At 70.2% G+C, this 22,028-nt stretch carries 22 protein-coding genes; 7 read left to right on the forward strand and 15 right to left on the reverse strand.

Annotation, left to right across the window (positions count from 1 at the left end; all coding sequences use genetic code 11):
• Nucleotides 1-45: 45 nt before the first annotated feature.
• The 9 genes from OG522_RS08520 to OG522_RS08560 are packed head-to-tail and all read right to left on the reverse strand — an operon-like array spanning nucleotide 46 to nucleotide 8,100.
• Nucleotides 46-681, reverse strand: coding sequence for a LutC/YkgG family protein (locus OG522_RS08520; protein WP_329462327.1), 636 nt, complete (start codon nucleotides 679-681; stop codon nucleotides 46-48).
• Nucleotides 678-2,177: a LutB/LldF family L-lactate oxidation iron-sulfur protein gene (locus OG522_RS08525; RefSeq protein ID WP_329462328.1), complete on the reverse strand. Its 1,500-nt coding sequence runs from the start codon at nucleotides 2,175-2,177 to the stop codon at nucleotides 678-680. Before OG522_RS08525 ends, OG522_RS08520 begins: the two co-directional genes overlap by 4 nt.
• Entirely contained in the window at nucleotides 2,174-2,914 is a 741-nt protein-coding gene (locus tag OG522_RS08530) for a (Fe-S)-binding protein (protein WP_329462329.1), read from the reverse strand. The genes OG522_RS08525 and OG522_RS08530 overlap by 4 nt, the downstream gene beginning before the upstream one ends.
• Entirely contained in the window at nucleotides 2,905-3,813 is a 909-nt protein-coding gene (locus OG522_RS08535) for an amidohydrolase family protein (RefSeq protein ID WP_329462330.1), read from the reverse strand. Before OG522_RS08535 ends, OG522_RS08530 begins: the two co-directional genes overlap by 10 nt.
• Entirely contained in the window at nucleotides 3,810-4,121 is a 312-nt protein-coding gene (locus OG522_RS08540; protein ID WP_329462331.1) for an L-rhamnose mutarotase, read from the reverse strand. Before OG522_RS08540 ends, OG522_RS08535 begins: the two co-directional genes overlap by 4 nt.
• The gene (locus OG522_RS08545) at nucleotides 4,118-5,146 is read right to left on the reverse strand and encodes an aldo/keto reductase (protein WP_329462332.1); all 1,029 of its coding nucleotides are present in this window, start codon (nucleotides 5,144-5,146) and stop codon (nucleotides 4,118-4,120) included. Before OG522_RS08545 ends, OG522_RS08540 begins: the two co-directional genes overlap by 4 nt.
• A complete protein-coding gene (locus OG522_RS08550) occupies nucleotides 5,143-5,901 on the reverse strand; it encodes an SDR family NAD(P)-dependent oxidoreductase (protein ID WP_329462333.1) in 759 nt (252 codons plus the stop codon). The genes OG522_RS08545 and OG522_RS08550 overlap by 4 nt, the downstream gene beginning before the upstream one ends.
• Complete coding sequence (locus tag OG522_RS08555; RefSeq protein ID WP_329462334.1) at nucleotides 5,898-7,235, reverse strand: L-fuconate dehydratase; 1,338 nt, start codon at nucleotides 7,233-7,235, stop codon at nucleotides 5,898-5,900. Before OG522_RS08555 ends, OG522_RS08550 begins: the two co-directional genes overlap by 4 nt.
• A 13-nt stretch (nucleotides 7,236-7,248) precedes the next feature.
• Nucleotides 7,249-8,100: a fumarylacetoacetate hydrolase family protein gene (locus OG522_RS08560; RefSeq protein ID WP_329462335.1), complete on the reverse strand. Its 852-nt coding sequence runs from the start codon at nucleotides 8,098-8,100 to the stop codon at nucleotides 7,249-7,251.
• An 854-nt stretch (nucleotides 8,101-8,954) separates the two neighbouring features.
• Between OG522_RS08560 and OG522_RS08565 the strand changes: the two genes are divergently transcribed.
• From OG522_RS08565 to OG522_RS08580, 4 genes are all read left to right on the forward strand, one after another.
• The gene (locus OG522_RS08565) at nucleotides 8,955-9,995 is read left to right on the forward strand and encodes a sugar ABC transporter substrate-binding protein (protein WP_329462336.1); all 1,041 of its coding nucleotides are present in this window, start codon (nucleotides 8,955-8,957) and stop codon (nucleotides 9,993-9,995) included.
• A gap of 213 nt (nucleotides 9,996-10,208) precedes the next feature.
• Entirely contained in the window at nucleotides 10,209-11,822 is a 1,614-nt protein-coding gene (locus OG522_RS08570; protein ID WP_329462337.1) for a sugar ABC transporter ATP-binding protein, read from the forward strand.
• 2 nt (nucleotides 11,823-11,824) lie between these two features.
• The gene (locus OG522_RS08575; protein ID WP_329462338.1) at nucleotides 11,825-12,868 is read left to right on the forward strand and encodes an ABC transporter permease; all 1,044 of its coding nucleotides are present in this window, start codon (nucleotides 11,825-11,827) and stop codon (nucleotides 12,866-12,868) included.
• An 87-nt stretch (nucleotides 12,869-12,955) separates the two neighbouring features.
• Complete coding sequence (locus OG522_RS08580; RefSeq protein ID WP_329462339.1) at nucleotides 12,956-13,657, forward strand: FadR/GntR family transcriptional regulator; 702 nt, start codon at nucleotides 12,956-12,958, stop codon at nucleotides 13,655-13,657.
• Between the two features lie 126 nt (nucleotides 13,658-13,783).
• Here OG522_RS08580 and OG522_RS08585 read toward each other — a convergent pair whose 3' ends face one another.
• Nucleotides 13,784-13,999, reverse strand: coding sequence for a DUF6243 family protein (locus tag OG522_RS08585; protein WP_329462340.1), 216 nt, complete (start codon nucleotides 13,997-13,999; stop codon nucleotides 13,784-13,786).
• A gap of 525 nt (nucleotides 14,000-14,524) precedes the next feature.
• On the opposite strand from OG522_RS08585, the gene OG522_RS08590 reads away from it, so the two are divergent.
• On the forward strand, nucleotides 14,525-16,213 hold the full coding sequence (locus OG522_RS08590) for a purine-cytosine permease family protein (RefSeq protein ID WP_329462341.1): 1,689 nt from the start codon (nucleotides 14,525-14,527) through the stop codon (nucleotides 16,211-16,213).
• 254 nt (nucleotides 16,214-16,467) lie between these two features.
• Here the strand turns inward: OG522_RS08590 and OG522_RS08595 are convergent, their stop codons facing one another.
• Complete coding sequence (locus OG522_RS08595) at nucleotides 16,468-16,653, reverse strand: hypothetical protein (RefSeq protein ID WP_329462342.1); 186 nt, start codon at nucleotides 16,651-16,653, stop codon at nucleotides 16,468-16,470.
• A 413-nt stretch (nucleotides 16,654-17,066) separates the two neighbouring features.
• A complete protein-coding gene (locus tag OG522_RS08600) occupies nucleotides 17,067-17,594 on the reverse strand; it encodes a MarR family winged helix-turn-helix transcriptional regulator (RefSeq protein ID WP_329467518.1) in 528 nt (175 codons plus the stop codon).
• Between the two features lie 152 nt (nucleotides 17,595-17,746).
• On the opposite strand from OG522_RS08600, the gene OG522_RS08605 reads away from it, so the two are divergent.
• Complete coding sequence (locus tag OG522_RS08605) at nucleotides 17,747-18,034, forward strand: hypothetical protein (RefSeq protein ID WP_329462343.1); 288 nt, start codon at nucleotides 17,747-17,749, stop codon at nucleotides 18,032-18,034.
• Nucleotides 18,035-18,251: 217 nt separating this feature from the next.
• On the opposite strand, the gene OG522_RS08610 is transcribed toward OG522_RS08605, so the two are convergent.
• A complete protein-coding gene (locus tag OG522_RS08610; protein WP_329462344.1) occupies nucleotides 18,252-19,115 on the reverse strand; it encodes an SDR family oxidoreductase in 864 nt (287 codons plus the stop codon).
• A 98-nt stretch (nucleotides 19,116-19,213) separates the two neighbouring features.
• On the opposite strand from OG522_RS08610, the gene OG522_RS08615 reads away from it, so the two are divergent.
• Entirely contained in the window at nucleotides 19,214-19,963 is a 750-nt protein-coding gene (locus tag OG522_RS08615; RefSeq protein WP_329462345.1) for a TetR/AcrR family transcriptional regulator, read from the forward strand.
• Between the two features lie 238 nt (nucleotides 19,964-20,201).
• Here the strand turns inward: OG522_RS08615 and OG522_RS08620 are convergent, their stop codons facing one another.
• Both OG522_RS08620 and OG522_RS08625 read right to left on the reverse strand, forming a co-directional pair.
• Nucleotides 20,202-20,789, reverse strand: coding sequence for a hypothetical protein (locus OG522_RS08620; protein ID WP_329462346.1), 588 nt, complete (start codon nucleotides 20,787-20,789; stop codon nucleotides 20,202-20,204).
• Nucleotides 20,789-21,958 (reverse strand): ROK family glucokinase, encoded by a 1,170-nt coding sequence (locus OG522_RS08625; protein ID WP_329462347.1) that lies wholly within the window; start codon nucleotides 21,956-21,958, stop codon nucleotides 20,789-20,791. Before OG522_RS08625 ends, OG522_RS08620 begins: the two co-directional genes overlap by 1 nt.
• Nucleotides 21,959-22,028 lie beyond the last annotated feature (70 nt).

Here is a 22,028-nt window from a genome sequence, read left to right on the forward strand (position 1 = left end):
GAGTCCCGGCCACGCCGCGAAGCCGTACGGTGCCGGCGCCGTCCGCTACGCGTCCTCCACCACGACGATGTCCAGCGTCCTGGGCCCGTGCACGCCCTCGACGCGGTCCAGTTCGATGTCGCTGGTGGCCGAGGGGCCGGAGACCAGGGTGAGCGGCCGGTTCGGATCGAGCAGGCGCAGTGCCTCGGGTACGTCGGGAGCGATCTGGTCCGCCCGAACCACGCAGATGTGCTGGTCCGGAAGCAGGGTCAGGACCCGCCGGCCCTGGCCCGGACCGTGGTCGAGGGCCACGGTGCCGGTGACGGCGACGGCGGTGGCGACGGTGGTGACCACGGCGTCCGCCGCGTCGAGTTGTCCGACGGTCAGCGGCGGGACATCCGCCAGCAGGGACCAGGGTCCCGCCGGGACCAGGTCCTCGGGAAAACCCGGCGGCACCACCAGGGAGCGTGTTCCGGTGCGGGCCAGCGCGCGGGCGACGGCCGCCGCGGCACCGGCCGACGGAACCCGGACCACCGTGGCGCGGTACTCGGCGGCACGCCGCGCGAACAACCCGACGACATCCGGTCCCGCGTGGTCGACACGACGACCGTGCGAAAGGGGCGAGGCGTCGGGGCTCTCGGAACCGGGAACGCCGGACAGCGCTCCCCGAATCGCGCTCAGGACAGAATCACGGTCGTTCATCGCCGTCCCTTCCCCTCCGCCGTCGTACGGCTGTCCCCGTTCGTGGGTGTTCTCGTACGGAGCCACCAGGCGCGCAGGGACTCGCGGGCCGGTACCGGGGTGTCCCGAGTGGCGGACCAGCGGGCGAACGGGCCGGGCAGGGCACCGATCCGGCCGTCCCGGGCCACCAGCCGGGACCCGAAGGCGGCCAGTCGCTGTACGGCGGCCAGCCGCCGCGGTGAGTTCAGCACGGCAGCCGCGGCCTTCATGACGATCGCCTCGGATGTGGGGAGCAGCCGGTCACGGCGCTCGGCCTCCACGGCCTCGGCGCGCAGATGGACCAGCACCTCAGGGATGTTGATCTTCACGGGGCAGGCGTCGTAGCAGGCGCCGCACAGGGTCGAGGCGAAGGGAAGCGAGGCCGCGTTCTCGACGCCGACGAGCTGCGGGGTCAGAACGGCGCCGATTGGCCCGGGGTAGACGGAACCGTAGGCGTGGCCTCCCGTGCGCTCGTACACCGGGCAGACGTTGAGGCACGCCGAGCAGCGGATGCAGGCGAGGGCCTGGCGGCCCACCTCGTCGGCGAGAGTGGCGGTGCGGCCGTTGTCGAGCAGCACCAGGTGGAAGTTCCGGGGGCCGTCGCCGTCGGTGATGCCCGTCCACAGCGAGGTGTACGGGTTCATCCGCTCGCCGGTCGACGAGCGGGGCAGGAGCTGGAGGAACACGTCCAGGTCGGCGAAGGACGGCAGGACCTTCTCGATGCCCATGACGGTGATCAGGGTCTCCGGCAGGGTCAGGCACATCCGTCCGTTGCCCTCCGACTCCACGACCACGACCGTTCCGGTGTCGGCCGTCGCGAAGTTGGCGCCGGAGACGGCGACTTTGGCCCGCAGGAACTTCTCCCGCAGGTGGAGCCGGGCCGCCTCGGCGAGGTCGCGGGGCTCGGTGGTGAGTCCTTCGGGAGCCGGCGCGCCCCACTCGCCCATCTCCCGCCGGAAGATCTCGCGGATCTCGGAGCGATTGCGGTGGATGGCGGGCACCAGGATGTGCGACGGCCGGTCGCCGCCCAACTGCACGATGAGTTCGGCGAGATCGGTCTCGTAGGCGCGGATGCCCGCGTCCGCGAGCGCCTCGTTGAGACCGATCTCCTGGGTCGCCATCGACTTGACCTTGACGACCTCGCTCTCGCCGGTCGCCTTCACCAGGCAAGTGACGATGCGGTTGGCCTCGGCGGCGTCCGCCGCCCAGTGCACGACTCCGCCCGCGGCCGTGACCGCCTTCTCCAGCCGCAGCAGATGGTGGTCGAGGTGGCGCAGGGTGTGGCGCTTGATCGTTGCCGCCGTCTCCCGCAGTTCCTCCCAGTCCTCCAGTTCGGCGGCGACCGCCAGCCGCCTGTCCCGGATGGTGGCGGTCGCACGGCGCAGGTTCGCTCGCAGCTGGGGGTCGGCGAGCGCGGTGCGCGCCGCCTCGGGGAAGGCCGGTGTGCCCAGCCATACGACGTTGTCCGCACCGCTCATCGCACGTCCCCTTCCGTGGCCGCCAGGATCTCGGCCAGGTGCATCGTGCCGACGCCGGTACGGAGCCGGGACAGGCCGCCGCCGATGTGCGTGAGGCAGGAGTTGTCGCCCGCGCACAGGAACTCGGCGCCGGTGTCCTGCACATGGCGCATCTTGTCGGCGAGCATGGCGTTGGACACGTCGGAGTTCTTCAGCGCGAAGGTGCCGCCGAAGCCGCAACAGGACTCGGCGTCGGGCAGCTCGACCAGGTCGATGCCCTTCACCGCGCGCAGCAGTCTGAGCGGCCGGTCGCCGACGCGGAGCATGCGCAGCGAGTGGCAGGTCGGATGGTAGGTGACGCGGTGGGGAAAGTGCGCGCCCACATCGGTGACGCCGAGGACGTCGACCAGGAGTTCCGACAGCTCGTACACCGTCGGCACCACCTGCTCGACCGCCTCGGCGAGGGCGGCGTCGCCGTACTGGGCCGCCACCACTCGGTGGTGGTCGCGCACCATGCCGACGCAGGACCCGGAGGGCGCGACGACGGCGTCGTAGCCCGCGAAGGTCTCGGCGAAACGGCGGACCATGGGCAGGGGCTCGGGGCGGTAGCCGGTGTTGAAGTGCAGCTGGCCGCAGCAGGTCTGCCCGGTCGGGAACTCCACCGTGTGGCCGAGGCGTTCCAGCAGTGTGGTCACGGCGCGACCGGTGCCGGGGAACATCGTGTCGTTGAAGCAGGTGATGAAGAGGGCTATGCGCATGGGGGTTCCTGAGGCAGGGCCGGGCCTGCGGTGACGGCCAGGTCGTAGGTCCGCACGGCCGTGCCGGTGAAGAGGTCGTGACGCTCGGCGGGGCCGAGTCCGGCTGTCAGTTCGTGTGCGACGGCGATCACCTCGGAGTACGTGGCGGCGAGCTTGCAGACGGGCCAGTCGGAGCCGAACATCAGCCGCCCGGGGCCGAAGGCGTCGAGCACCGTGTCGGCGTAAGGTGCGAGGTCCTCGATCGTCCAGGAGCCCCAGTCGGCTTCGGTGACCATGCCGGAGAGTTTGCAGACGGTATTGGGCAGGGCGGCCAGGCGCCGGATCCGCTCGGCCCAGGGGGCGAGTTCACCGGACACGATGGGGGGCTTGCCGAGGTGGTCGAGGACGAAGGTGAGGCCCGGCAGGCGCTGTGCCGCCTCGACGGCGGACGCCAGCTGGTGCGGCTTCACCACCAGGTCGTAGACGAGCCCCGCATCGGCGAGCGCGGAAAGGCCGCGCAGTACCTCGGGGCGTACGAGCCAGCGCGGGTCCGGCTCGCTCTGCACCTGGTGGCGCATACCCACCAGGCGCTCCCCTCCAGGACCCGCGCGCAGCCCCGCGAGGGTCTCGGCGATGTCGGGGGCGCTCAGGTCGGTCCAGCCGACGACCCCGGCGACCAGGTCGCTGTCGGCGGCCAGGGCCAGGAACTCCGGTGTCTCCTGCGCCACGGTGACCGTCTGCACCAGCACGGTGGCGGTGACCCCGGCCGCGCGGGCCTCGGGCGCCAGGTCGTCGAGGGTGAAGTCGCGTCGCAGCTGGGCGAGTTCGGCTCCGCTGATCCAGTCCTGGTCGCGGACGGACAGGTCCCACACATGGTGGTGGGCGTCCACGATGCCGAGCCCGCTCTCCGCTCCGGTCACAGTTCCCACGCCACCGGCAGCGAGGCTTCCGCGCCCTGCTCGGAGTAGTCGTGGGCGACGTCGAGCAGGGCGGCCATCCGGGCCTGCCAGGCGATGTTGACGGGCAGCTTGTCGAGTTCGGCGATCATCGCCTGGTAATCCTCGACCTCCAGCACGTGGAACAGGTCCGTGCCGCTGCGCCAGATCGTCCACGAACTCACCCCGGCGGCGCGGATGGCGGCGGTGAGTTCCTCGGGCACCTCCCGGTGCGCGGCCTCGTACTCCTCGATGCGGTCGGCGCGGACCTTGGTGTGCAGGGCGACCTTCATGACGGCTCCTTCGACGGCATGGCCTCCCCGATCGGTGTGGCCGCGGGGACGGGGGTGTCCGGGTTCAGCAGGCCCTCGGCGCGCAGTTCGTCCCACAGGGTGTCCGGAATCGGACGCCGCAACTGCTCCACCGTGTCGCGCACCTCGTGAGGCGAACGCGCGCCGGTCAGGACGCTCGCGACCGCGCGATGGCCGAACGGGAAGCGCAGTGCGGCGGCCCGCAACGGCACCCCGTGACGTTCGCACACCGCCCGCAGCCGCAGTGCCCGGTCGAGCACCGGACGCGGAGCCGGTGCGTAGTCGTACGTGGCGCCGGGCCGGGGGGCCGTCAGCAACCCGGAGTTGAACACGCCACCGATGATCACGCTCCGGCCCCGGGCGGCCGCCTCCGGGAGCAGTTCGGTGAGCGAGTCCTGTTCCAGGAGGGTGTAGCGGCCGGCCAGCAGCACCGTGTCGATGTCGGTCTCGCGCAGGAAGCGGGCGGGCAGGGCGGACTGGTTCATCCCGACGCCGATCGCCCCGATCACGCCTTCGGCGCGCAGCCGCTCCAGCGCCGGGTACGCCTCGCGCAACGCTTGGTCGGCATGGTCGTCCGGGTCGTGCAGCAGGACGATGTCGATCCGGTCGAGGCCGAGGCGTTCCAGGCTGGCCTCCAGGGAGCGCAGCACTCCGTCGGCGCTGAAGTCCCAGACGCGGCGGTGCGTGGCGGGGACGGCGAAGCCGTTCGCGAGGTCGTCGTGGGCGCCGCCCTGCGGGTCCGGTACGAGAAGTCGGCCCACCTTGCTGGAGAGGGTGTAGCTGTCGCGGGGCCGGTCGCGCAGCGCGGCGCCGAGCCGCCGTTCCGACAGGCCGAGACCGTAGTGGGGTGCGGTGTCGAAAGTGCGGATGCCGACGGTCCAGGCAGCCTCCACCGTGGCGTGGGCGGCCTCGTCGGTGACCGGGTGGAAGAGGTTGCCGAGGGCGGCGCAGCCCAGCGCCAGTGCCGAGACCGGTACCGCGCTGCCACCCAGCGTGGTGGTCCTCACGACCGGTCCACCGGCCGCAGCCGCAGTCCCTGCATGCCGCCGTCCACCGCGAGCGCGGTGCCGGTGACGGACGCCGCGGCCGGACTCGCCAGGTAGACGATGGCGGCGGCGACCTCGTCGGCGGTGACCAGGCGCCCCAGGGGCTGGCGAGCGTTGAGGGCCGCGCGCTCCGCCTCGGGATCGTCGGCCGCGTCCAGCAGCCGGGTGACCCATGGGGTGTCGGCGGTGCCGGGGTTGACGCAGTTGACGCGGATGCCCTCGCGGATGTGGTCGGCTGCCATGGCGAGAGTCAGCGAGAGGACCGCGCCCTTGCTGGCGCAGTACAGGGCGCGCTGCGGCAGGCCCGCGGTGGCGCCGATGGAGCAGGTGTTGACGATGGCCGCGTGGGGCGAGCGCCGCAGGTGGGGCAGGGCGGCACGGGTCGTGCGCACCATGCCGAGGACGTTGACGTCCATGACCCGGTGCCACTGCTCGTCCGGGTTGTCCTCGACGGTGCCCACCGCGCCGATGCCCGCGTTGTTCACGAGGATGTCCAGGCCGCCGAGCCGCTCGGCGGCCTCTTCCAGCGCGGCGCGCACGGATACGTCGTCGCTGACGTCGGCCCTCAGGCCGATCAGGGGTGCGCTGACGCCGCCCGGATCGAGGTCGAGCACGGCGACCGTCGCGCCCCGCGCCACCAGTGCGCGGGCCGTGGCGAGCCCGATGCCGGACGCGCCCCCGGTGACGACGGCCCTGAGCCCGGTCAGATCGGTCATGCCAACTCCTCCTGTCCAGCGAGGTCGGCGGCCCAGAAGGCGCCGTCCGGGTAGCGGTATTCGGCGAGCGACTCGGGGTACATGGTGGCGGAGAAGCCCGAGGCCATGGGCGCCGTGTAGTGACCATCGCGTATCACCACGGGCGCGGTGAAGTGCTCATGGAGGTGGTCGACGAACTCGATGACGCGGTCCTCGGTCGTGCCGGACAGCGCCAGGTAGTCGAACATCGACAGGTGCTGCACCAGCTCGCACAGACCCACTCCGCCGGCGTGCGGGCACACCGGCACCCCGAACTTCGCGGCGAGCAGGAGGATCGCGAGGTTCTCGTTGACGCCGCCGACCCTGGCCGCGTCGATCTGGAGGATGTCGATGGCGCCGGCCTGGAGGAGCTGCTTGAACACGACGCGGTTCTGCACGTGTTCGCCGGTGGCGACCTTCGCGGGGTGGACGCCCCGGCGGACGGCGGCGTGGCCGAGGATGTCGTCGGGGCTCGTGGGCTCCTCGATCCAGTACGGGTCGAACTCGGCGAGTGCGTTGGTCCATTCGACCGCCTCATCGACGTTCCAGCGCTGGTTGGCGTCGATGGCGATGCGGATCTCCTCGCCGACGGCGGCGCGGGCGGTGCGCATGCGGCGGACATCGTCGGCGAGGTCGGCGCCGACCTTGAGCTTGATCTGGGTGAAGCCGTCGGCGACGGCCTGCTTGGCCAGCCGGGTGAGTTTCTCGTCGGAGTAGCCGAGCCAGCCCGGCGAGGTGGTGTAGCCGGGGTAGCCGCGCTCCAGCAGCACGACTTCGCGCTCCGCGAGCCCGGTGCGGCCCTCGCGCAGCAGCCGCAGCGCTTCCTCGGGGGTGAGGGCGTCGGCGATGTAGCGGAAGTCGACCTGGGAGACCAGCCATTCGGGCTCGGCGTGGGCGAGCAGCCGCCACAGGGGCTGCCCGGCGCACTTGGCGGCGAGATCCCACACGGCGTTGACGACGGCCCCGATGGCCATGTGCATCACGCCCTTCTCGGGGCCGAGCCAGCGCAGTTGGCTGTCCCCGATCAGGTCGCGGCTCAGCGTGCCCGGGTCGGCGCACAGATCCGCGACGAGACGGCCCACCACGTGGGGCCGCAGGGCGTTGATCGCGGCGACCTGGATGTCGTTGCCGCGGCCGATGGTGAAGGTGAAACCGTGCCCTTCGATGCCGTCTGCGGCGTCGGTGCGCAGCACGACGTAGGCGGCGGAGTAGTCGGGGTCCGGGTTCATCGCGTCCGAGCCGTCCAGCTCCCGCGAGGTGGGGAACCGGACGTCGTAGGTGTCAACGGCGGTGATCCGGGCGGAGGTTGTAGTCAAGGAGTGCTGCCTTTCACGCTCGGGCGAAGCTCTGGCGCTGGCTGCCGAGTCCGTCGACGGAGAGCTCGACGGTGTCGCCGGGGCGCAGGAAGGGAGTGCCGGGAAGGCCCAGAGCCACGCCCGCGGGCGTCCCGGTGTTGATCACGTCGCCCGGTTCAAGGACCATGTACTGGCTCAGGTACGACACGATGTGGTCGACCGGGAAGATCATGTCGGCGGTGTGGCCGTCCTGCCGCTTCACGCCGTTGACGCTCAGGCGCAGACCCAGGTTCTGGGGGTCGCCGACCTCGTCGGCGGTGACCAGCCACGGACCCATCGGGTTGAAGGTCTCGCAGGACTTGCCCAGGTCCCACTGCGAGGAGTACTCCAGCTGGAACTCGCGCTCCGAGACGTCATGGCTGATCGCATAGCCCGCGATCACGGCCCGCGCGGCCTCGGGACCGTCGAGATAGCGGGCCCGCCGTCCGATGACGACCGCCAGCTCGACCTCCCAGTCGGTTTTGACCGAGCCGCGCGGGATGAGCACCTCGTCGAACGGGCCGACGACCGTGCCCGGGTCCTTCATGAACACCACCGGACGCGGAGGGATCGCCGCGCCGGTCTCGGCGGCGTGGTCGCGGTAGTTCAGCCCGACGCAGACGATCTTGCCGGGGCGTGTGACGGGGGCGCCGATCCGCAGGCCATGGGCGTCGAGTTCGGGCAGTCCGCCTGCCTCGACGGCCGCGCGGGCCCGGTCCATTCCCCCGGAGGCAAGGAAGGCGCCGTCGATGTCCCGGGTCACAGAGGACAGGTCCAGCAGTCGGCCATCGTCGGTACGGACGGCGGGCCGCTCCTCACCGGGGGCGCCGACTCGTAGCAGTTTCACTGGGGGCTCCCTTGCCATGCGGATTTCGTCTGAGTGGGGGTCAGCCGTGGGGCTGAGTCGCCGGCGGTACGCCGGGCCGGACCCCTGTCGGCAGCTTCGCTCATCCTCAACACAGTCATCGGATGTATGGCGGCACAGTGACTTTAGATGCGGGGATCGCACCTGACAATGGATTCCTCGGATGAATTTCCTCAACCTGCCCCGGCATAACGCCCACATAGGCGCATTCGCCGCTGCCATGCCAGACCACGAGGTCTACCCACGACCCACCATCCGATGAATCCAAGAAAAACCTCAGCGCCGACTCCCCAGGTGAGAGCGAATGCTGACGGGGATTCACCGACCGTCCGCAGGGCTGCGGCTCCCGCCGGGACCCGCCCCTTGCGCCTGCACCCACCCGCCCACGCGGCCTCGTTGCCGAATCGTGAGCTGCCGCGGCGCATCATCCGTCACGTATCGGGACCACAACTTTGCAGGTCGTACGGGTGTCGGCGCGGAGTTCCGAGGCCGGAGGCGCCACGACGCCCCATCGGCACGAGGTCCCGTAAATCTGTGGCGGCGACCCCTTGTCAATGTCGGCAACGTCGCCGTAACGTCCTCGACGTCCGGGATACATCGGAGGAATGGTTTGACCGTCCAGTGCGCTCATTCGGCTCACATCCGTGCGGTCACTCCTCCTCCGCACCCCGGTCCCCGGCTGACCCTCATATCCGACCCTCAGGGCACGGTCCACGCGTCGCTTCGCGCCGGATCGGCAGCTGCCCGTCCAGCGACCTCGCCCTTCCCATCAGGCAGGTACGCCCTCCCACCGTCGCCCTGTGGCCCTGTGCCCCTGGTAAGGAGAGATCCCGGCCATGAAGCTCGCTCGCACCCACTCCACCGTCGCAGCCGCCACCGCCGTCCTCGCGGTACTGGCCCTCGCCACCGCGTGCAACCGCGAAAGCACCGGCTCGGGCGCCGGCAAGCCCACCATCGGTATCGACCTGCCGCGCTCCGACTCCGACTTCTGGAACTCCTACGCGCAATACATCGACAAGGACGTCAGGTCCGGCGGCATCAAGGCCCTGCCGGTCAGCGACTCCCAGAACGACGTCACCAAGCTGGTCGCCAACGTGCAGGTGTTCCAGAACATGGGCGCCAAGGCCGTCGTCATGGCCCCGCAGGACACCGGGGCCATCGCCTCCACCCTCGACACCCTCGCCTCCAAGAAGATCCCCGTCATCAGCGTCGACACCCGGCCCGACAAGGGCGACGTCTACATGGTGGTCCGCGCCGACAACCGGGCGTACGGCACTCAGGCCTGCGAGTTCCTCGGCAAGCAGCTGGGCGGCGAGGGCAAGGTCGCCGAGTTCGAGGGGGCGCTGGACTCCATCAACGGACGTGACCGCTCCGAGGCGTTCGCCGCCTGCATGAAGGCCAAGTTCCCGAAGATCCAGGTGTTCGAGCTGCCCACCGACTGGAAGGGCGATGTCGCCTCCGCCAAGCTACAGAGCCTGCTCGCCCAGCACCCCGACCTGAACGGCATCTACATGCAGGCGGGCGGTGTCTTCCTACAGCCGACCCTGGCGCTGCTTGAGCAGAAGGGCCTTCTCAAGCCGGCCGGCCAGAAGGGGCACATCTCCATCGTCTCCAACGACGGCATCCCGCAGGAGTTCGACGCCATCCGCAAGGGCCAGATCGACGCCACCCTCTCGCAACCCGCCGACCTCTACGCCAAGTACGCGCTGTACTACGCCAAGGCCGCGGCCGAGGGCAAGACCTTCCAGCCGGGCAAGACCGACCACAACTCCACCATCATCAAGCTCCCCAACGGCCTGGAGGACCAGCTGCCCGCCCCGCTGGTCACCAAGGACAACGTCAACGACAAGACCCTGTGGGGCAACAACGTCGGCTGACGACCGGCAGTTCCCGTCCGCCGCGTCGGCTGACGACCTGGCAGTTCCCGTCCGCCGCGTCGGGGAGGTCAGTCCCCCGCCGGGTGCGCGTGCCGCCTCCGCTCGAAGCGGCGCCCGCACCCGGGGGCGGCCCCGACGCCCCCCCCCCGCCCGCCCGGGTGCGCGCCCGCACCCTTCGGCCCCAACCTCCGTACACGAAGGACGGTATCCACCATGGCGGACACCGCGACCGCCCCAGCGACCGGTATCGGCACTCCGGCCCCGGTGGCCGAGGCGACCGGTATCAGCAAACGATTCGGCGCGACCGTCGCGCTGCGCGACGCACGCATCACCATCGCTCCGGGCGAGTCGCACGCCCTGGTCGGCCGCAACGGCGCCGGCAAGTCGACGCTCGTGTCCATCCTCACCGGCCTCCAGCAACCCGACACCGGCACCCTGCGCTTCTCCGGCGAACCGGCGCCCGCCGTCGGCGACATCGACGCCTGGCGCTCCCGGGTCGCCTGCGTCTACCAGCACTCCAACATCATCGGCGACCTGACCGTCGCCGAGAACCTGTTCCTGAACCGGCAGAGCGCGGGCGCCGTGCAGCCCATCCGCTGGAAACAACTGCGGCTGCGCGCCCAGGAGTTGCTCGGTGAGTACGACGTGGCCGTCGACCCCGCCGCGCGGGCGAAGGACCTGACCGTCGAGCAGCGGCAGTTCGTGGAGATCGCACGGGCCCTGTCGTTCGGCGCCCGCTTCATCATCCTCGACGAGCCGACAGCGAAGCTCGACGCCCGCGGCATCGGCCGCCTCTTCGACAAGCTCCGCGACCTCCAGCGGCAGGGTGTCGCCTTCCTCTTCATCTCCCACCACCTTCAGGAGGTGTACGACCTCTGCACCACGGTCACGGTCTACCGCGACGCGGGCCACATCCTCACCGCACCCGTCGCCGAACTCGGCCACCAGGCACTGGTGGAGGCCATGACCGGTGAGTCCGCCGCCGCGGTCACCGCGACCACCGGCGGGCCGTTGGTCTCGCCGTCCGACTCCATGGAGCTTCTGACGATCGACGGCCTGACACTGCCCGGCGCCTGCGAGGACGTCTCCCTCTCGGTCCGCTCCGGCGAACTCGTCGGGCTGGCCGGCGCCACGGCCAGCGGCAATGTGCAGGTGGGCGAGGCGATCGCCGGTCTGCACCGCGCCAGGGACGGGCGGATCAGGGTCGGTGACAAGGCCGTGCGCACCGGCAGTGTGCCGTCCGCGCTCGCCGCCGGAGTCGGTCTGGTCCCCGAGGACCGTCACCTCCAGGGCCTGGTCCGCAACCGCAGCGTGGCGGAGAACGCGACGCTGACCGTCACCGACCAGCTCGGCCCGTTCGGCACGGTACTGCCCGGCCGCATCAGGGAGTTCGCCGGGCGCATGATCCGGGACCTCGACATCAAGACCCCCGGAGCCGCCACCCCGGTCTCCGCCCTGTCCGGCGGAAACCAGCAGAAGGTCGTCGTCGCCCGAGCCCTGGCCACCGATCCGCACGTCCTGGTGGCCATCCGCCCGACCAACGGAGTGGACGTCAAGTCCAAGGAGTTCCTCCTCGGCAGGATCCGGCAGGTCGCGGACGGCGGCAAAGCCGCACTGATCGTCTCCGACGAGCTGGACGACCTGAAAATCTGTGACCGGGTCGTCGTCATGTTCCACGGGCGGGTGGTCGCCGAGTTCGAGCACGGCTGGAAGGACGAGGCCGTCGTCGCCGCCATCGAGGGCGTCGCCCGCGACGGGGCCCCCGCCACCGCATCCCCCACATCTGCCGCATCCGCCTCATCCGGCGCAGACGAGCACGGAAGGTAGTCATGTCCGCCACCACAGATCTCACCGAGCCCGCAGCGAACACGGCTGACCCGGCCGCCGCGGACGCCACGCGCCGCCCGGTCGCCCTCGGGCGCTTGCGTGAACTGTCCCTGGTCCCGGCGATCCTCGTCCTGGGCCTGATCGGGTTCATCGTCTCGCCGGCCTTCCTCACCGCCGACAACCTGATCGGTGTGGCTCAACAGTCCACAGAGCTCAGCCTGTTGGTGCTCGCCACGACCTTCATCCTGGTCGCCGGACGGATGGACCTGTCGCTGGAGTCCACCATCGGTGTGGCTCCCGTCATCGCGGTGTGGCTCGTGTTGCCGAGCAGCGGCGGCCGGTTCCACGGGCTCGGCCTCTTCCCCGAGTGGACGGCGGTGCCCCTCTGTCTGCTGGTCGGCGCGCTGATCGGTGCCGTCAACGGCTTCCTCATCCTCAAACTGCGCCTCAACGGTTTCATCGTCACGCTCGGCGCCCTGACCATGCTCCGCGGCCTGCAAGTCGCCCTCTCCGACGGCCAGTCCATCGTCGAACTGCCCTCCTCCTTCACCTACTTGGGAAGGGCGTCCTGGCTGGGCGTGCCCGCCGCCATCTGGGTGTGCGCGCTGCTCTTCGCCATCGGTGGGAGTGCGCTGGCCTGGCTCCGGCACGGCCGGGCGCTGTACGCGATCGGTGGCAACGCCGAGGCGGCGCGTACCGCGGGCATCCGCGTCGAACGCATCGTGTGGGCCGTCCTCATCCTCGGCAGCGTGCTCGCCGCGTTCGCCGGCATCCTCTACAGCGGTCACTACGGATCCATCTCCGCCACTCAGGGCAGCGGCTGGATCTTCCAGGTCTTCGCCGCGACCGTCATCGGCGGCGTCAGCCTGAACGGTGGCAAGGGCTCCGTGTTCGGCGCCCTGACCGGCGTCCTCACCCTCCAACTGGTCGTGAACGTCATGACACTGGCGGGCGTACCACCGCTGTGGAACCAGTTCCTCAACGGCGCGATCATCATCGTCGCCCTGGTCATCTCCCGCTTCGCCTCCGGCGAGAAGCAGGAATAGCCACGCGCCGCAAGCGGCTCCGTCGGCCCCGGGTCAGGTCCGGCGGAGCCGTCGCCCGGCACATCCCTGACTCAGAGAGGCACCCTCGTGGCACTGACCGACGATGCGATCGACAAGATCAAGGCAATGATCGTCGACGGCGAACTCGCGCCCGGCTCACGACTGCCCAAAGAAGAGACCCTCGCCGGGCAGCTCGGCCTGTCCCGGAACTCCCTGCGCGAGGCCGTCCGGGCGCTGACGGCGATGCGGATCCTGATCACCCGTCAGGGCGACGGTACGTACGTCTCCAGCCTGGAGCCCCATCTCCTGCTGGAAAGCCTCTCCTTCGCCGCCGACGTCTCCCAGGGCCACGCCGCTCTGCAACTGCTCCAGGTACGCCGGCTCCTTGAGCCGCAGGCGACCGGACTGGCCACCGCCCTGCTGAAGCCGGAGGACCTCCAGGAACTGCGCGACATCCTCGACCGGTCCCGGAGCGCCAGCACAGCCGAGGAGTTCGTCGCCCACGACATCGCCTTCCACCTCAGGATCGTCGAAGCGGTCGGCAACCCCGTACTGTCGATGCTGCTGGAAGTGCTCTCCACCCGCACGCAGCGGGTACGCATCGTCCGCGGCAGCCAGACCAGTCACGCCCTGAACAACGCTCACGACGACCACGAGCAGATCCTCAGCGCGCTCCGGTCACGCGACGCCCTGCTCGCCGTCTCCGCGGCGAACGTCCACATCACGGCGGTGGAGCAGTGGCTGGCCACCAGCCTGACCGACGCCCCGTTACGAACGGCCGAGGGCTGACCGCCCAGGCGCCGCGACCCACGGCGCTTCGTCAGCCCTGCGCGGTGTCGCCCGCGGCGGCGGTCGGCGCCCAGCTGGGACGGCCGCGGCGACCTGCGGGTGGCCGATCGGAGCCGAGCCGATTCGTCAGCTCTGTGCGGTGTCGTCGCCCGTCTGCCCGGCGCCCTCGGCTCCGCCAGTCTTCTCGCGCATCTTGCGCACCAGCTCCGCCTTCTGGTCGGCGGCACCCTGGCGGTCGAGGTTGCGGTGCGGACCGTTGTTCTGCCGTTCGGCGCGGGACAGCCTCTTGCGCTGGCCGCCGCCCATGCCCACGGGGTTGTTGATGTTCTTGCTCACGGTCACGGGTGCTCCGGTAATGATGCGAAGTGATCTACGGATTCATCGGTGGGGACGGGCACGGCGACATCGAAGGACGTCCGCAGGGGCCCATCACGCTCTCACTCGTGAATCGACGTCTGGAAGAGCATGACAAAGACGTTACCCCGTTCCGTCGGCCCCGCACGCCACGGAACCCGCCGGAGGGAGCCGAGCCAGCGGGGGCGCTGCATCGCCATTCCTGTCACGTCCCCATCACGAACCCCACGGATGCCCCCATAACGGGGCTGCTCCTATGACGCGGGGCGGCCCCCATGACGGCGGGCGGTGCACACCGTCCTGACCAGGTTGAAGACCTCGCGGGCGGCATATCCCCCGCCGGCCCGCGCTTCTCCCACAGGCTCTTCCTGGTCCTGGTCCTGCCCGACGGCACCCGACCCACCGCCGGACCGACCACCGCCGAAACGTCTCCTTCATGCAGGAAGTATTTAGGTGTAACGCCCACTGCCTACGGTCCCTCCAGTCCCCAACCCGCAGCAAGGAGGGCGTGGCGTGAGCACCGAACCAGGATTGGCAGAAGTCACCGCTCAGGAAACCGCGCAGGAAACCGCGCAGAAGCCGGAGTCCGCCGCAGCCGACCAGGCGGTCAAGGAGACGCTGGAGGACTACACCCTCCGTTTCGCGCCCCGCAGCTATCGCCGCTGGACCCCCCTGGTCGTCGCCACAACCGCCCTCGGCGGTATCGCCTACATGGCCGACTTCTCCATCGGCGCCGGCATCGGCCTGGCCCACGGCACCGGCAACGCACTGCTCGCCATCGCCGTGGCGGCCGTCGTCATCTTCATCACCGGATTCCCGCTCGCGTATTACGGCGCCCGCTACAACATCGACCTGGACCTGATCACCAGGGGTTCCGGCTTCGGCTACTACGGATCGGTGCTGACCAGCGTCATCTTCGCCAGCTTCACCTTCATCTTCTTCGCCCTCGAAGGCTCGATCATGGCCCAGGGACTGAAACTGGGCCTCGGACTACCGCTCTGGCTGGGCTACCTCGTCTCCACCCTCATGGTCATCCCGCTCGTCATCTACGGCATGAAGGCGCTCAGCAAGCTCCAGGTGTGGACCACCCCGATCTGGCTGCTGCTGATGGTCGGCCCGCTGGTCTACCTCGTCTCCACCGACCCCGGCACCGTCGACCACTTCCTCGCCTACGCGGGCACCGACGGCGACGGCGGCGTCAACACCGCCTCCGTGCTGCTCGGCGCCGGCGTGTGCCTGTCGTTGATCGCCCAGATCGGTGAGCAGATCGACTACCTGCGCTTCATGCCGCCCAAGACCGAGGCCAACAAGCGCACTTGGTGGACCGCCGTCATCATGGCGGGGCCCGGCTGGGTGGTACTCGGCGCGCTCAAGCAGGCCATCGGCGTCTTCCTCGCCGTCTACATCCTGGCCGAGGCCGGCCCCTCCGTAGCACCCGAGCCGATCCAGCAGTTCAAAGGCGCCTTCGACGCGATGATGCCGTCCTGGCTGGTGATCCCGCTGGCCGTCGCCCTCGTCGTGATCAGCCAGATCAAGATCAATGTGACGAACGCCTACTCCGGCTCCCTCGCCTGGACCAACTCCTTCACCCGGATCACCAAGCACTACCCCGGCCGGATGGTCTTCGTCCTGGTCAACCTCGGCTTCGCCCTGGCCCTGATGGAAGCCGACATGTTCAGCTTCCTCAACAGCATCCTGGGCTTCTACTCCAACTGCGCCATCGCCTGGGTCGTCACCGTCGCCACCGACATCGGCGTCAACAAGTACCTGCTGAAGCTCTCTCCCCACGCCCCCGAGTTCCGCCGGGGCATGCTCTACGCCGTCAACCCGGTGGGCGTGGTCGCCTTCGTCGCAGCCTCCGGCCTGTCCATCGCCATGTACTTCCACGCCCTCGGCGACACCCTCCAGCCGTACTCCCCCGTAGCGGCCGCCGCCATCGCCTTGGTCCTCACCCCGCTGATGGCGATCGCCACCAAGGGCAAGTACTACCTTCGCCGTACCGACGACGGCATGGACGAGCCGATGCTCGACGCCGACGGCAACCCCAGCGCCGCGACCTACGACTGCCACGTCTGCCACCAGCCCTACGAGCGCCCCGACCTGGCGGCCTGCGCCACGCACGACGCGGTGGTCTGCTCGCTGTGCCTGAGCACCGACACGGTCGGCGACCACGTACTACCCGCCGCACCTGCCATCCCGTAGCCCCCTCGATTTCAGCGACTGCTCCTGGGACCGGCATGTGAACTGTTCTGCATCATCACCCAACTACTCGGCGCGGGTGGGCAGTTGCGCCAATGGGGTGCAGCGTGGTGAGCAAGCTGAGCAGGCCGAAGGCCACCCCGATGCTCGACCTCGCGCCGGCGGTGGAATGGCGTACGCCCGCCGACGGCACGAGACGCGGGCGCGCGCCCCGAACGCAGGGTTCGGGGCGCGCGCCGTTCGGACCGGGGCCTCGGTCAGAGGATGTCCAGCAGGTTGTGCTCGTGGTAACCCCAGTGAGGGTGGTACCAGAAACCGTCGTCGTGGTCGTCGGCCGCTACGCGGGGCGCGGCCTGCGGGGCCGCCTGTGCGGACGCGGCGGCGGGGATGATGACGGTGGCGGAAAGCGCGACCACAACGGCGGCGCGTCGTATGAGGCTCACGATGAACTCCACAAGTCGGCGGACAGACCTGACAATCCAGACGCTAGCTCGAACGTGGCGCACTGTCGCGCTGAGTGGCCTAACGACTACTCCACGGGTGGAGCGGTCGTTCCCCACTCTGCGACTGTCCGGGATCTTCGGGGATGTTCGGGATGTCCGCCTGCTGCCCGCGATCTCGCGCGGCTCCCGCGAACCCCGGCCCCCATACGCGCTGATCACCCTGCCCGCCGCACCCGAACCGTGAGCGGTCCGAGGACCTGAGGGGACCGGAACCAGGAGAACCGGCGCGGCGGCCATGCCTCCCATGTGGTTGAGCCACTTCGAACGGACCGCAACGCGTCTCCTACGGCAGGCAACGGGTGAGCCACACCATGTCGAGTCCGCGCGGCGAGTGGCGCCGGAGGGGAGCCGCGTCAGATCGCCCGGCGAGCCTGGGTGTCGGACCAGCCCAGCGGGTACAGCGAGGCCTCGTCCGGGGCCATCGGCTCACCGCCCGCCTCGGCGAACGCCGTCAGGGCGTCCACCAGAGCGGACTGCTGGTCGGGGGCGAGGCGTTCCACGATGGCGGCGATGTCCGCGCGGCGCCGGGCGGTGACCTCTTCCACGAGGCGGCGGCCGTCGTCGGTGAGGCGGAGCAGCGTCTCGCGCCGGTTGTCCGGGTTGACCTGACGGTCGGCGAGGCCCGCCGCGATGAGGCGGTCCATCATGCGCATCGCGGTCGAGGGATTCACCCCGAGCAGGTCGGCGAGGACCACGAGTTTGGCGGTGCCGTGCGTCGACAGGACGACCAGCAACCGGAACTGCGGCAGCGTCACCCGGTCCTCGACCGCGGCGAGGGAACGGGCCGACACGGCCACCAGTACCCGGGACGCGGTGAGTACGGCGCGGGTCACCGCGTCGACATCGGCCAAGCCTTGAGGGGACTGCGCGTGCTCGGTCATAACCCCCTTTCTACCCTGTGCCGACTTCAGCATCGGCAGACCGGGACGGCCGACCCCGAGGGCGAAGCCGAGCGGCTTCATGCGCCGGATGACCATCTGAACCAGCCCCGTGGCCACGGGTGACGCTTCCTCTGTCCTGCCGTTAAGCCGTCATGAACATTCGACGCTCTGCCCCTGGCCTCGGCGCCCTCGCTGTAATCGCGCTGCTGGCGGTGTCCGCCGTCTCCGCGCAGGCCGACCCCGGACCCGAGTACAGCAGGATCGCCCGGGTCGGGGGCATCTGGGACGACTCCTCCGGCCGTTGCGTCAAGAGCTCCCAGTACCTGACGAAGGACGAGGCGCAGACACTGGGCAGGGAGATGGCCTACGTGGCCTGGACCTCAGCCGACCTTCCCAACACCCCCGGGAAGCGCGGGTGTTTGCTGGGCCAGGGCACGTGACGCCGGTGGCCGGTGGACCCGAAAGGTCGTTGCCACACGTAGGTGTCTGATCAGATCGCGAACAACTTGAGCGGGCCCTCGGCCGGGGATTCCCAGCCGAGGGCCTGCTCGACTACCCCCCGGCTCCTCCGAGAGGCGGCCACTCCCCCGACTCCTCCGAGAGGCGGCCGCTCCCTACCGTCCTGGGCGCTGCCGTACGAGCACCGACGGGTTCACCTCAGTCTTTGGACAGCAGTTCGCGCAGCACCGTGCCCAGGGCGATGGGTTCGCGGCCGAGCAGGGTGGCCAGTGTCGGGTCCACGGTGGCGAACTCGCCGACTCGGCTGGCGGCGAAGATGCCGAGCAACTGGCCCGCTATCTCCTCGGGGACGCCTTGGCCGGTCAACTGCTCCCGGAACTCGTCGTCGGGGGCGGTGGCCCTCGTCATGGTGCGGCCCGTGAGCTCGGTGGCGATTGCGGCGATGTCGTCGAAGGTGAGCGCCTGGCTGCCCGTGAGCGGCGGCGTGGGGCCGTCGAAGCGGCCTTCGTCGGCCAGGATGGCGGCGGTCGCCTCGGCGAGGTCGGCGTGCGCGGTCCAGGCGACCGGGCCGTCCGCGGGGAGTACGAGCCGCCCGGACGTTGTCGCGGGGTCGAGGAAGTGCGCCGCGCTGGTGGCGTAGAAGCCGTTGCGCAGCGAGGTGAACGGCACGCCACAGGCGCGCAGTGTCTCCTCCGTGGCGGCATGGTCGCGGCACGCCTGGAAATGCGATGTCGCGCCGGCCCCCATCTGGCTGGTGTAGAGGATGCGACGCGCGCCTGCCGCGACGGCCGCTTCTATCGCGGTGCGGTGCTGCCTGACGCACTCTTCGCCCATTTTGTCGACGGAGACGATGAGCACCTGCGAGGCGCCCTCGAAGGCGTGGGCCAGGCCCGCGGCGTCGGTGAAGCTGCCCTGCCGTACCCGTACTCCCTGGTGGGCGAGCGCCTGCGCCTTCTGCGGGTCGCGGACACTGACACCGACTCGGGCCGCCGGCACGCGCGTGAGCAGCCTTTCGACGATCTGACGCCCCAGTTGTCCAGTGGCTCCGGTCACGATGATCACGATGCGCTCCAATACTGCGACGGCATGGTTTCGATGGAAACACCTACACGGTATCACCGATATTAACGGCGGAACCATCATTGCGGTACCATCGATTCATGGCATCACGTTCACGCGGTGAGGACGGCACCACCGCCGTCAAGCCCGACACCCCCTCTCCGGGCCGGGAGCAGACACGGCAGCGGGTCATCGAGGCCGCCATCGATCTGCTGACGCGCGGGGGTCGCGACGCGGTCACCACCCGTGCGGTCGCTGATGCGGCGGGTCTGCAACCACCGGCCATCTACCGGCTGTTCGGCGACAAGGACGGGCTGCTCGACGCGGTGGCCGAGCACGGTTTCGCCGCGTTCATCGCCACCAAGCACATCGACCCCGCCCCGCAGGACCCCATCGAGGACCTGCGAGCAGGCTGGGACGTCGCGATCGAGTTCGGTCTGGCCAACCCCGCGCTGTTCACGCTGATGTACGCCGAACCCAGCAGGACCAAGTACTCGGCCGCCTTCAAGACCGGCATGGAGATCCTGATGGGCCGCGTCCGGCGCCTCGCCGCCGGCGGCTGGCTCCGCGTGGACGAGGAACTCGCGGCCCAGGTCATCCACGCCACGGCACGCGGCGCGGTGCTCACCTGGCTGTCCCTGCCCCAGGACCGGCGCAACCCAGCCCTGTTGACCACCCTGCGGGAATCCATGGTCGCCACGGTCACCAACCAGCAGCCGGCCGTGCGGGACTCAGGCCCGGCCGGCGCCGCCCGCGCACTGCGCGCCGCGCTGCCCGAACAGACGAACCTCAGCAGCGCAGAGCAACACCTGCTGACGGAGTGGCTGAACCGCCTCGCCGCGGACGGTTGATCGCCGACGGCCCGTGCGTTCTCGGTTGGGTGAGGCGCCGGTTCAGGCGGTCGTGTGGGACTGAGGGGCTGGCCACGCTCCAGCGTTCGGCGGGGCGGGCGTGGCGCGAGCGGCCCGTCCTCGGGCCCGTCAGTCGGTGATACCCGGGACCACCAGGCGGACTCCTACGCGATCACCGCGTGGGTCCGGTTCCGCGTGCCGAGCCCACGGCTTCGGCTCCGGCGCCCTGGCGAGCGGGTCAGGGAGTTGCCGTGGAGACGATGAAAACGACCGGCTTGTCCGGGTCCGTCTCGTCGACGGTGATGTTCTGGGTCGGCAGCGGGTCCTTCTGGGCGTGGACGGTGGCCGCCCAGTCGTGGCCCGCGGGGAAGGTCCAGCCGACCTTCTGGGCTTCCTCGGGGGTGACCGTCACGGCACCGGGCCTAAGGGCCGCCGTACTGGTGCCGCTGTCCTTCATGAACTCGGCGAGACCCGCCGCACTCGTCTTGAACTGGACGTAGAGCTTGCTGACCTTCCAGCTGTTCGTCTCGTAATAGGCGACCGCGACCGCGTCGGAGGGAACCGGCACGTCGTAGATGCGCCGCTGGGTCTTGGACGGCCAGTCGTCCTGGAGGCCGTGGGCCGCGGCCTCGGACTCGTTGTCGCGACCGCTGGTGCGGCTCTGCTCGGCGGAGATCGCCAGATAACCCGCGGGCACGCCGATGAGCAGCACGATGATCACCGCCGTGATCCAGCGCCGCCGGATCATCTGCCGCCGGGTCTCCGGCGGCTTCTCGTCCGGCGGCGAGGACTGGCGCGGCACTGCGGGGCGGTCGGACGGTGTCATCAGTCGGATTCCTGGGTGGTGCGGGTGGTGCCCGTCCTGCGGACGGCTTCGGCGACCTTGGCGTACCGCTCGTACCGCTCGACGCGGCGGCGGTTGGCACGGCGGAAGCGGCGGGCCACCAGCCGGGCGAGGTCGGCGGCGCCGACCATACCCGCCTCGGGGCCGAGCTGCGCCTTCGCGATCCTCGCCTCGGGGCGGTATCCGCGGCCGGTGAGGTGACGCCGGAAGGCGTCCCGTGCCGGCCCGATCAGGAGGTCGTCGGCGGCGCTGACACCGCCGCCGATCACGAAGCAGGACGGGTCGAGGGCGGCCGCCAGGTTGGCGATGCCGACGCCCAGCCACTGCCCGATGTCCTGGAGCAGCTCGACGCACATCGCGTCGCCCTCGCGGGCCAGTTCGGTGATGAGCGGGCCGGTGATCTCCGGGATGTTCCCGCCGACGCGTTCGATGATGTTGTACGCCACCGGAGAGTCGGCGGTCGCCAGTTCGCGGGCCTCCCGGACCAGGGCGTTGCCGGAGCTGTACTGCTCCCAGCAGCCGCGGTTTCCGCAGGCACAGCGGTGTCCGCCGGGCACGACCTGCATGTGGCCGAACTCACCGGCGACCCCGTACTTGCCGCGCTTGACCTGCCCGTCCTCCAGGATCGCGCCGCCGATACCGGTGCCCAGCGTGATCATCACCAGGTGGTCCTCGCCGCGTCCGGCGCCGAAGCGCCATTCGGCCCAGGCGGCCGTGTTGGCGTCGTTGTCGACCATCACGGGGACCGCGAGGCGGGCCTGGAGCGCGTCGCGCAGCGGCTCGTTGCGCCAGGCGAGGTGCGGGGCGAACAGGATGGTGGACCGGTCGGCGTCGACCCAGCCGGCCGCGCCGATGCCGACCGCGTGCACGTCGTGCCGGTCGGAGAGGTCGAGGACGAGCTCGGTGATGGTGTCCTCGACGACCTTGGGGCTCTTGGACTTGTCCGGAGTCTCCGTGCGGAGCTTCTCCAGGATGTTGCCGTCCGCGTCCACAACGCCGGCCATCACCTTCGTGCCGCCGATGTCGATGCCGACGGTGGGGACCCGGGGGGCCGTCAGGTGCGAGCGGCGTTCCCGGGTGCCTACGGTGCGCAGCACGGTGGCTCGGGCGGAACCCCGGTGGGCTAGGGCGAAGTCGCGGTACGTGGTCATCGGGCCCGATTCTGCCACCCCGCCCGAACAGAGACCTCGCACGGAGGGGCCGCCCCGGTGGCCCGGGGCG

It is taken from the genome of Streptomyces sp. NBC_01431 (genome assembly GCF_036231355.1).
In the GTDB taxonomy this organism is placed as follows: domain Bacteria; phylum Actinomycetota; class Actinomycetes; order Streptomycetales; family Streptomycetaceae; genus Streptomyces.

Bases quoted from the DNA above. Each gene is read 5' to 3' on its own strand.
- OG522_RS08620 (WP_329462346.1), bottom strand. From the start codon at position 20,789: ATGACACCGTCCGACCGCCCCGCAGTGCCGCGCCAGTCCTCGCCGCCG.
- OG522_RS08565 (WP_329462336.1), top strand. From the start codon at position 8,955: ATGAAGCTCGCTCGCACCCACTCCACCGTCGCAGCCGCCACCGCCGTC.
- OG522_RS08540 (WP_329462331.1), bottom strand. From the start codon at position 4,121: ATGAAGGTCGCCCTGCACACCAAGGTCCGCGCCGACCGCATCGAGGAG.
- OG522_RS08525 (WP_329462328.1), bottom strand. From the start codon at position 2,177: ATGAGCGGTGCGGACAACGTCGTATGGCTGGGCACACCGGCCTTCCCC.
- OG522_RS08570 (WP_329462337.1), top strand. From the start codon at position 10,209: ATGGCGGACACCGCGACCGCCCCAGCGACCGGTATCGGCACTCCGGCC.
- OG522_RS08520 (WP_329462327.1), bottom strand. From the start codon at position 681: ATGAACGACCGTGATTCTGTCCTGAGCGCGATTCGGGGAGCGCTGTCC.
- OG522_RS08605 (WP_329462343.1), top strand. From the start codon at position 17,747: ATGAACATTCGACGCTCTGCCCCTGGCCTCGGCGCCCTCGCTGTAATC.
- OG522_RS08530 (WP_329462329.1), bottom strand. From the start codon at position 2,914: ATGCGCATAGCCCTCTTCATCACCTGCTTCAACGACACGATGTTCCCC.
- OG522_RS08615 (WP_329462345.1), top strand. From the start codon at position 19,214: ATGGCATCACGTTCACGCGGTGAGGACGGCACCACCGCCGTCAAGCCC.
- OG522_RS08575 (WP_329462338.1), top strand. From the start codon at position 11,825: ATGTCCGCCACCACAGATCTCACCGAGCCCGCAGCGAACACGGCTGAC.
- OG522_RS08625 (WP_329462347.1), bottom strand. From the start codon at position 21,958: ATGACCACGTACCGCGACTTCGCCCTAGCCCACCGGGGTTCCGCCCGA.
- OG522_RS08600 (WP_329467518.1), bottom strand. From the start codon at position 17,594: ATGACCGAGCACGCGCAGTCCCCTCAAGGCTTGGCCGATGTCGACGCG.
- OG522_RS08550 (WP_329462333.1), bottom strand. From the start codon at position 5,901: ATGACCGATCTGACCGGGCTCAGGGCCGTCGTCACCGGGGGCGCGTCC.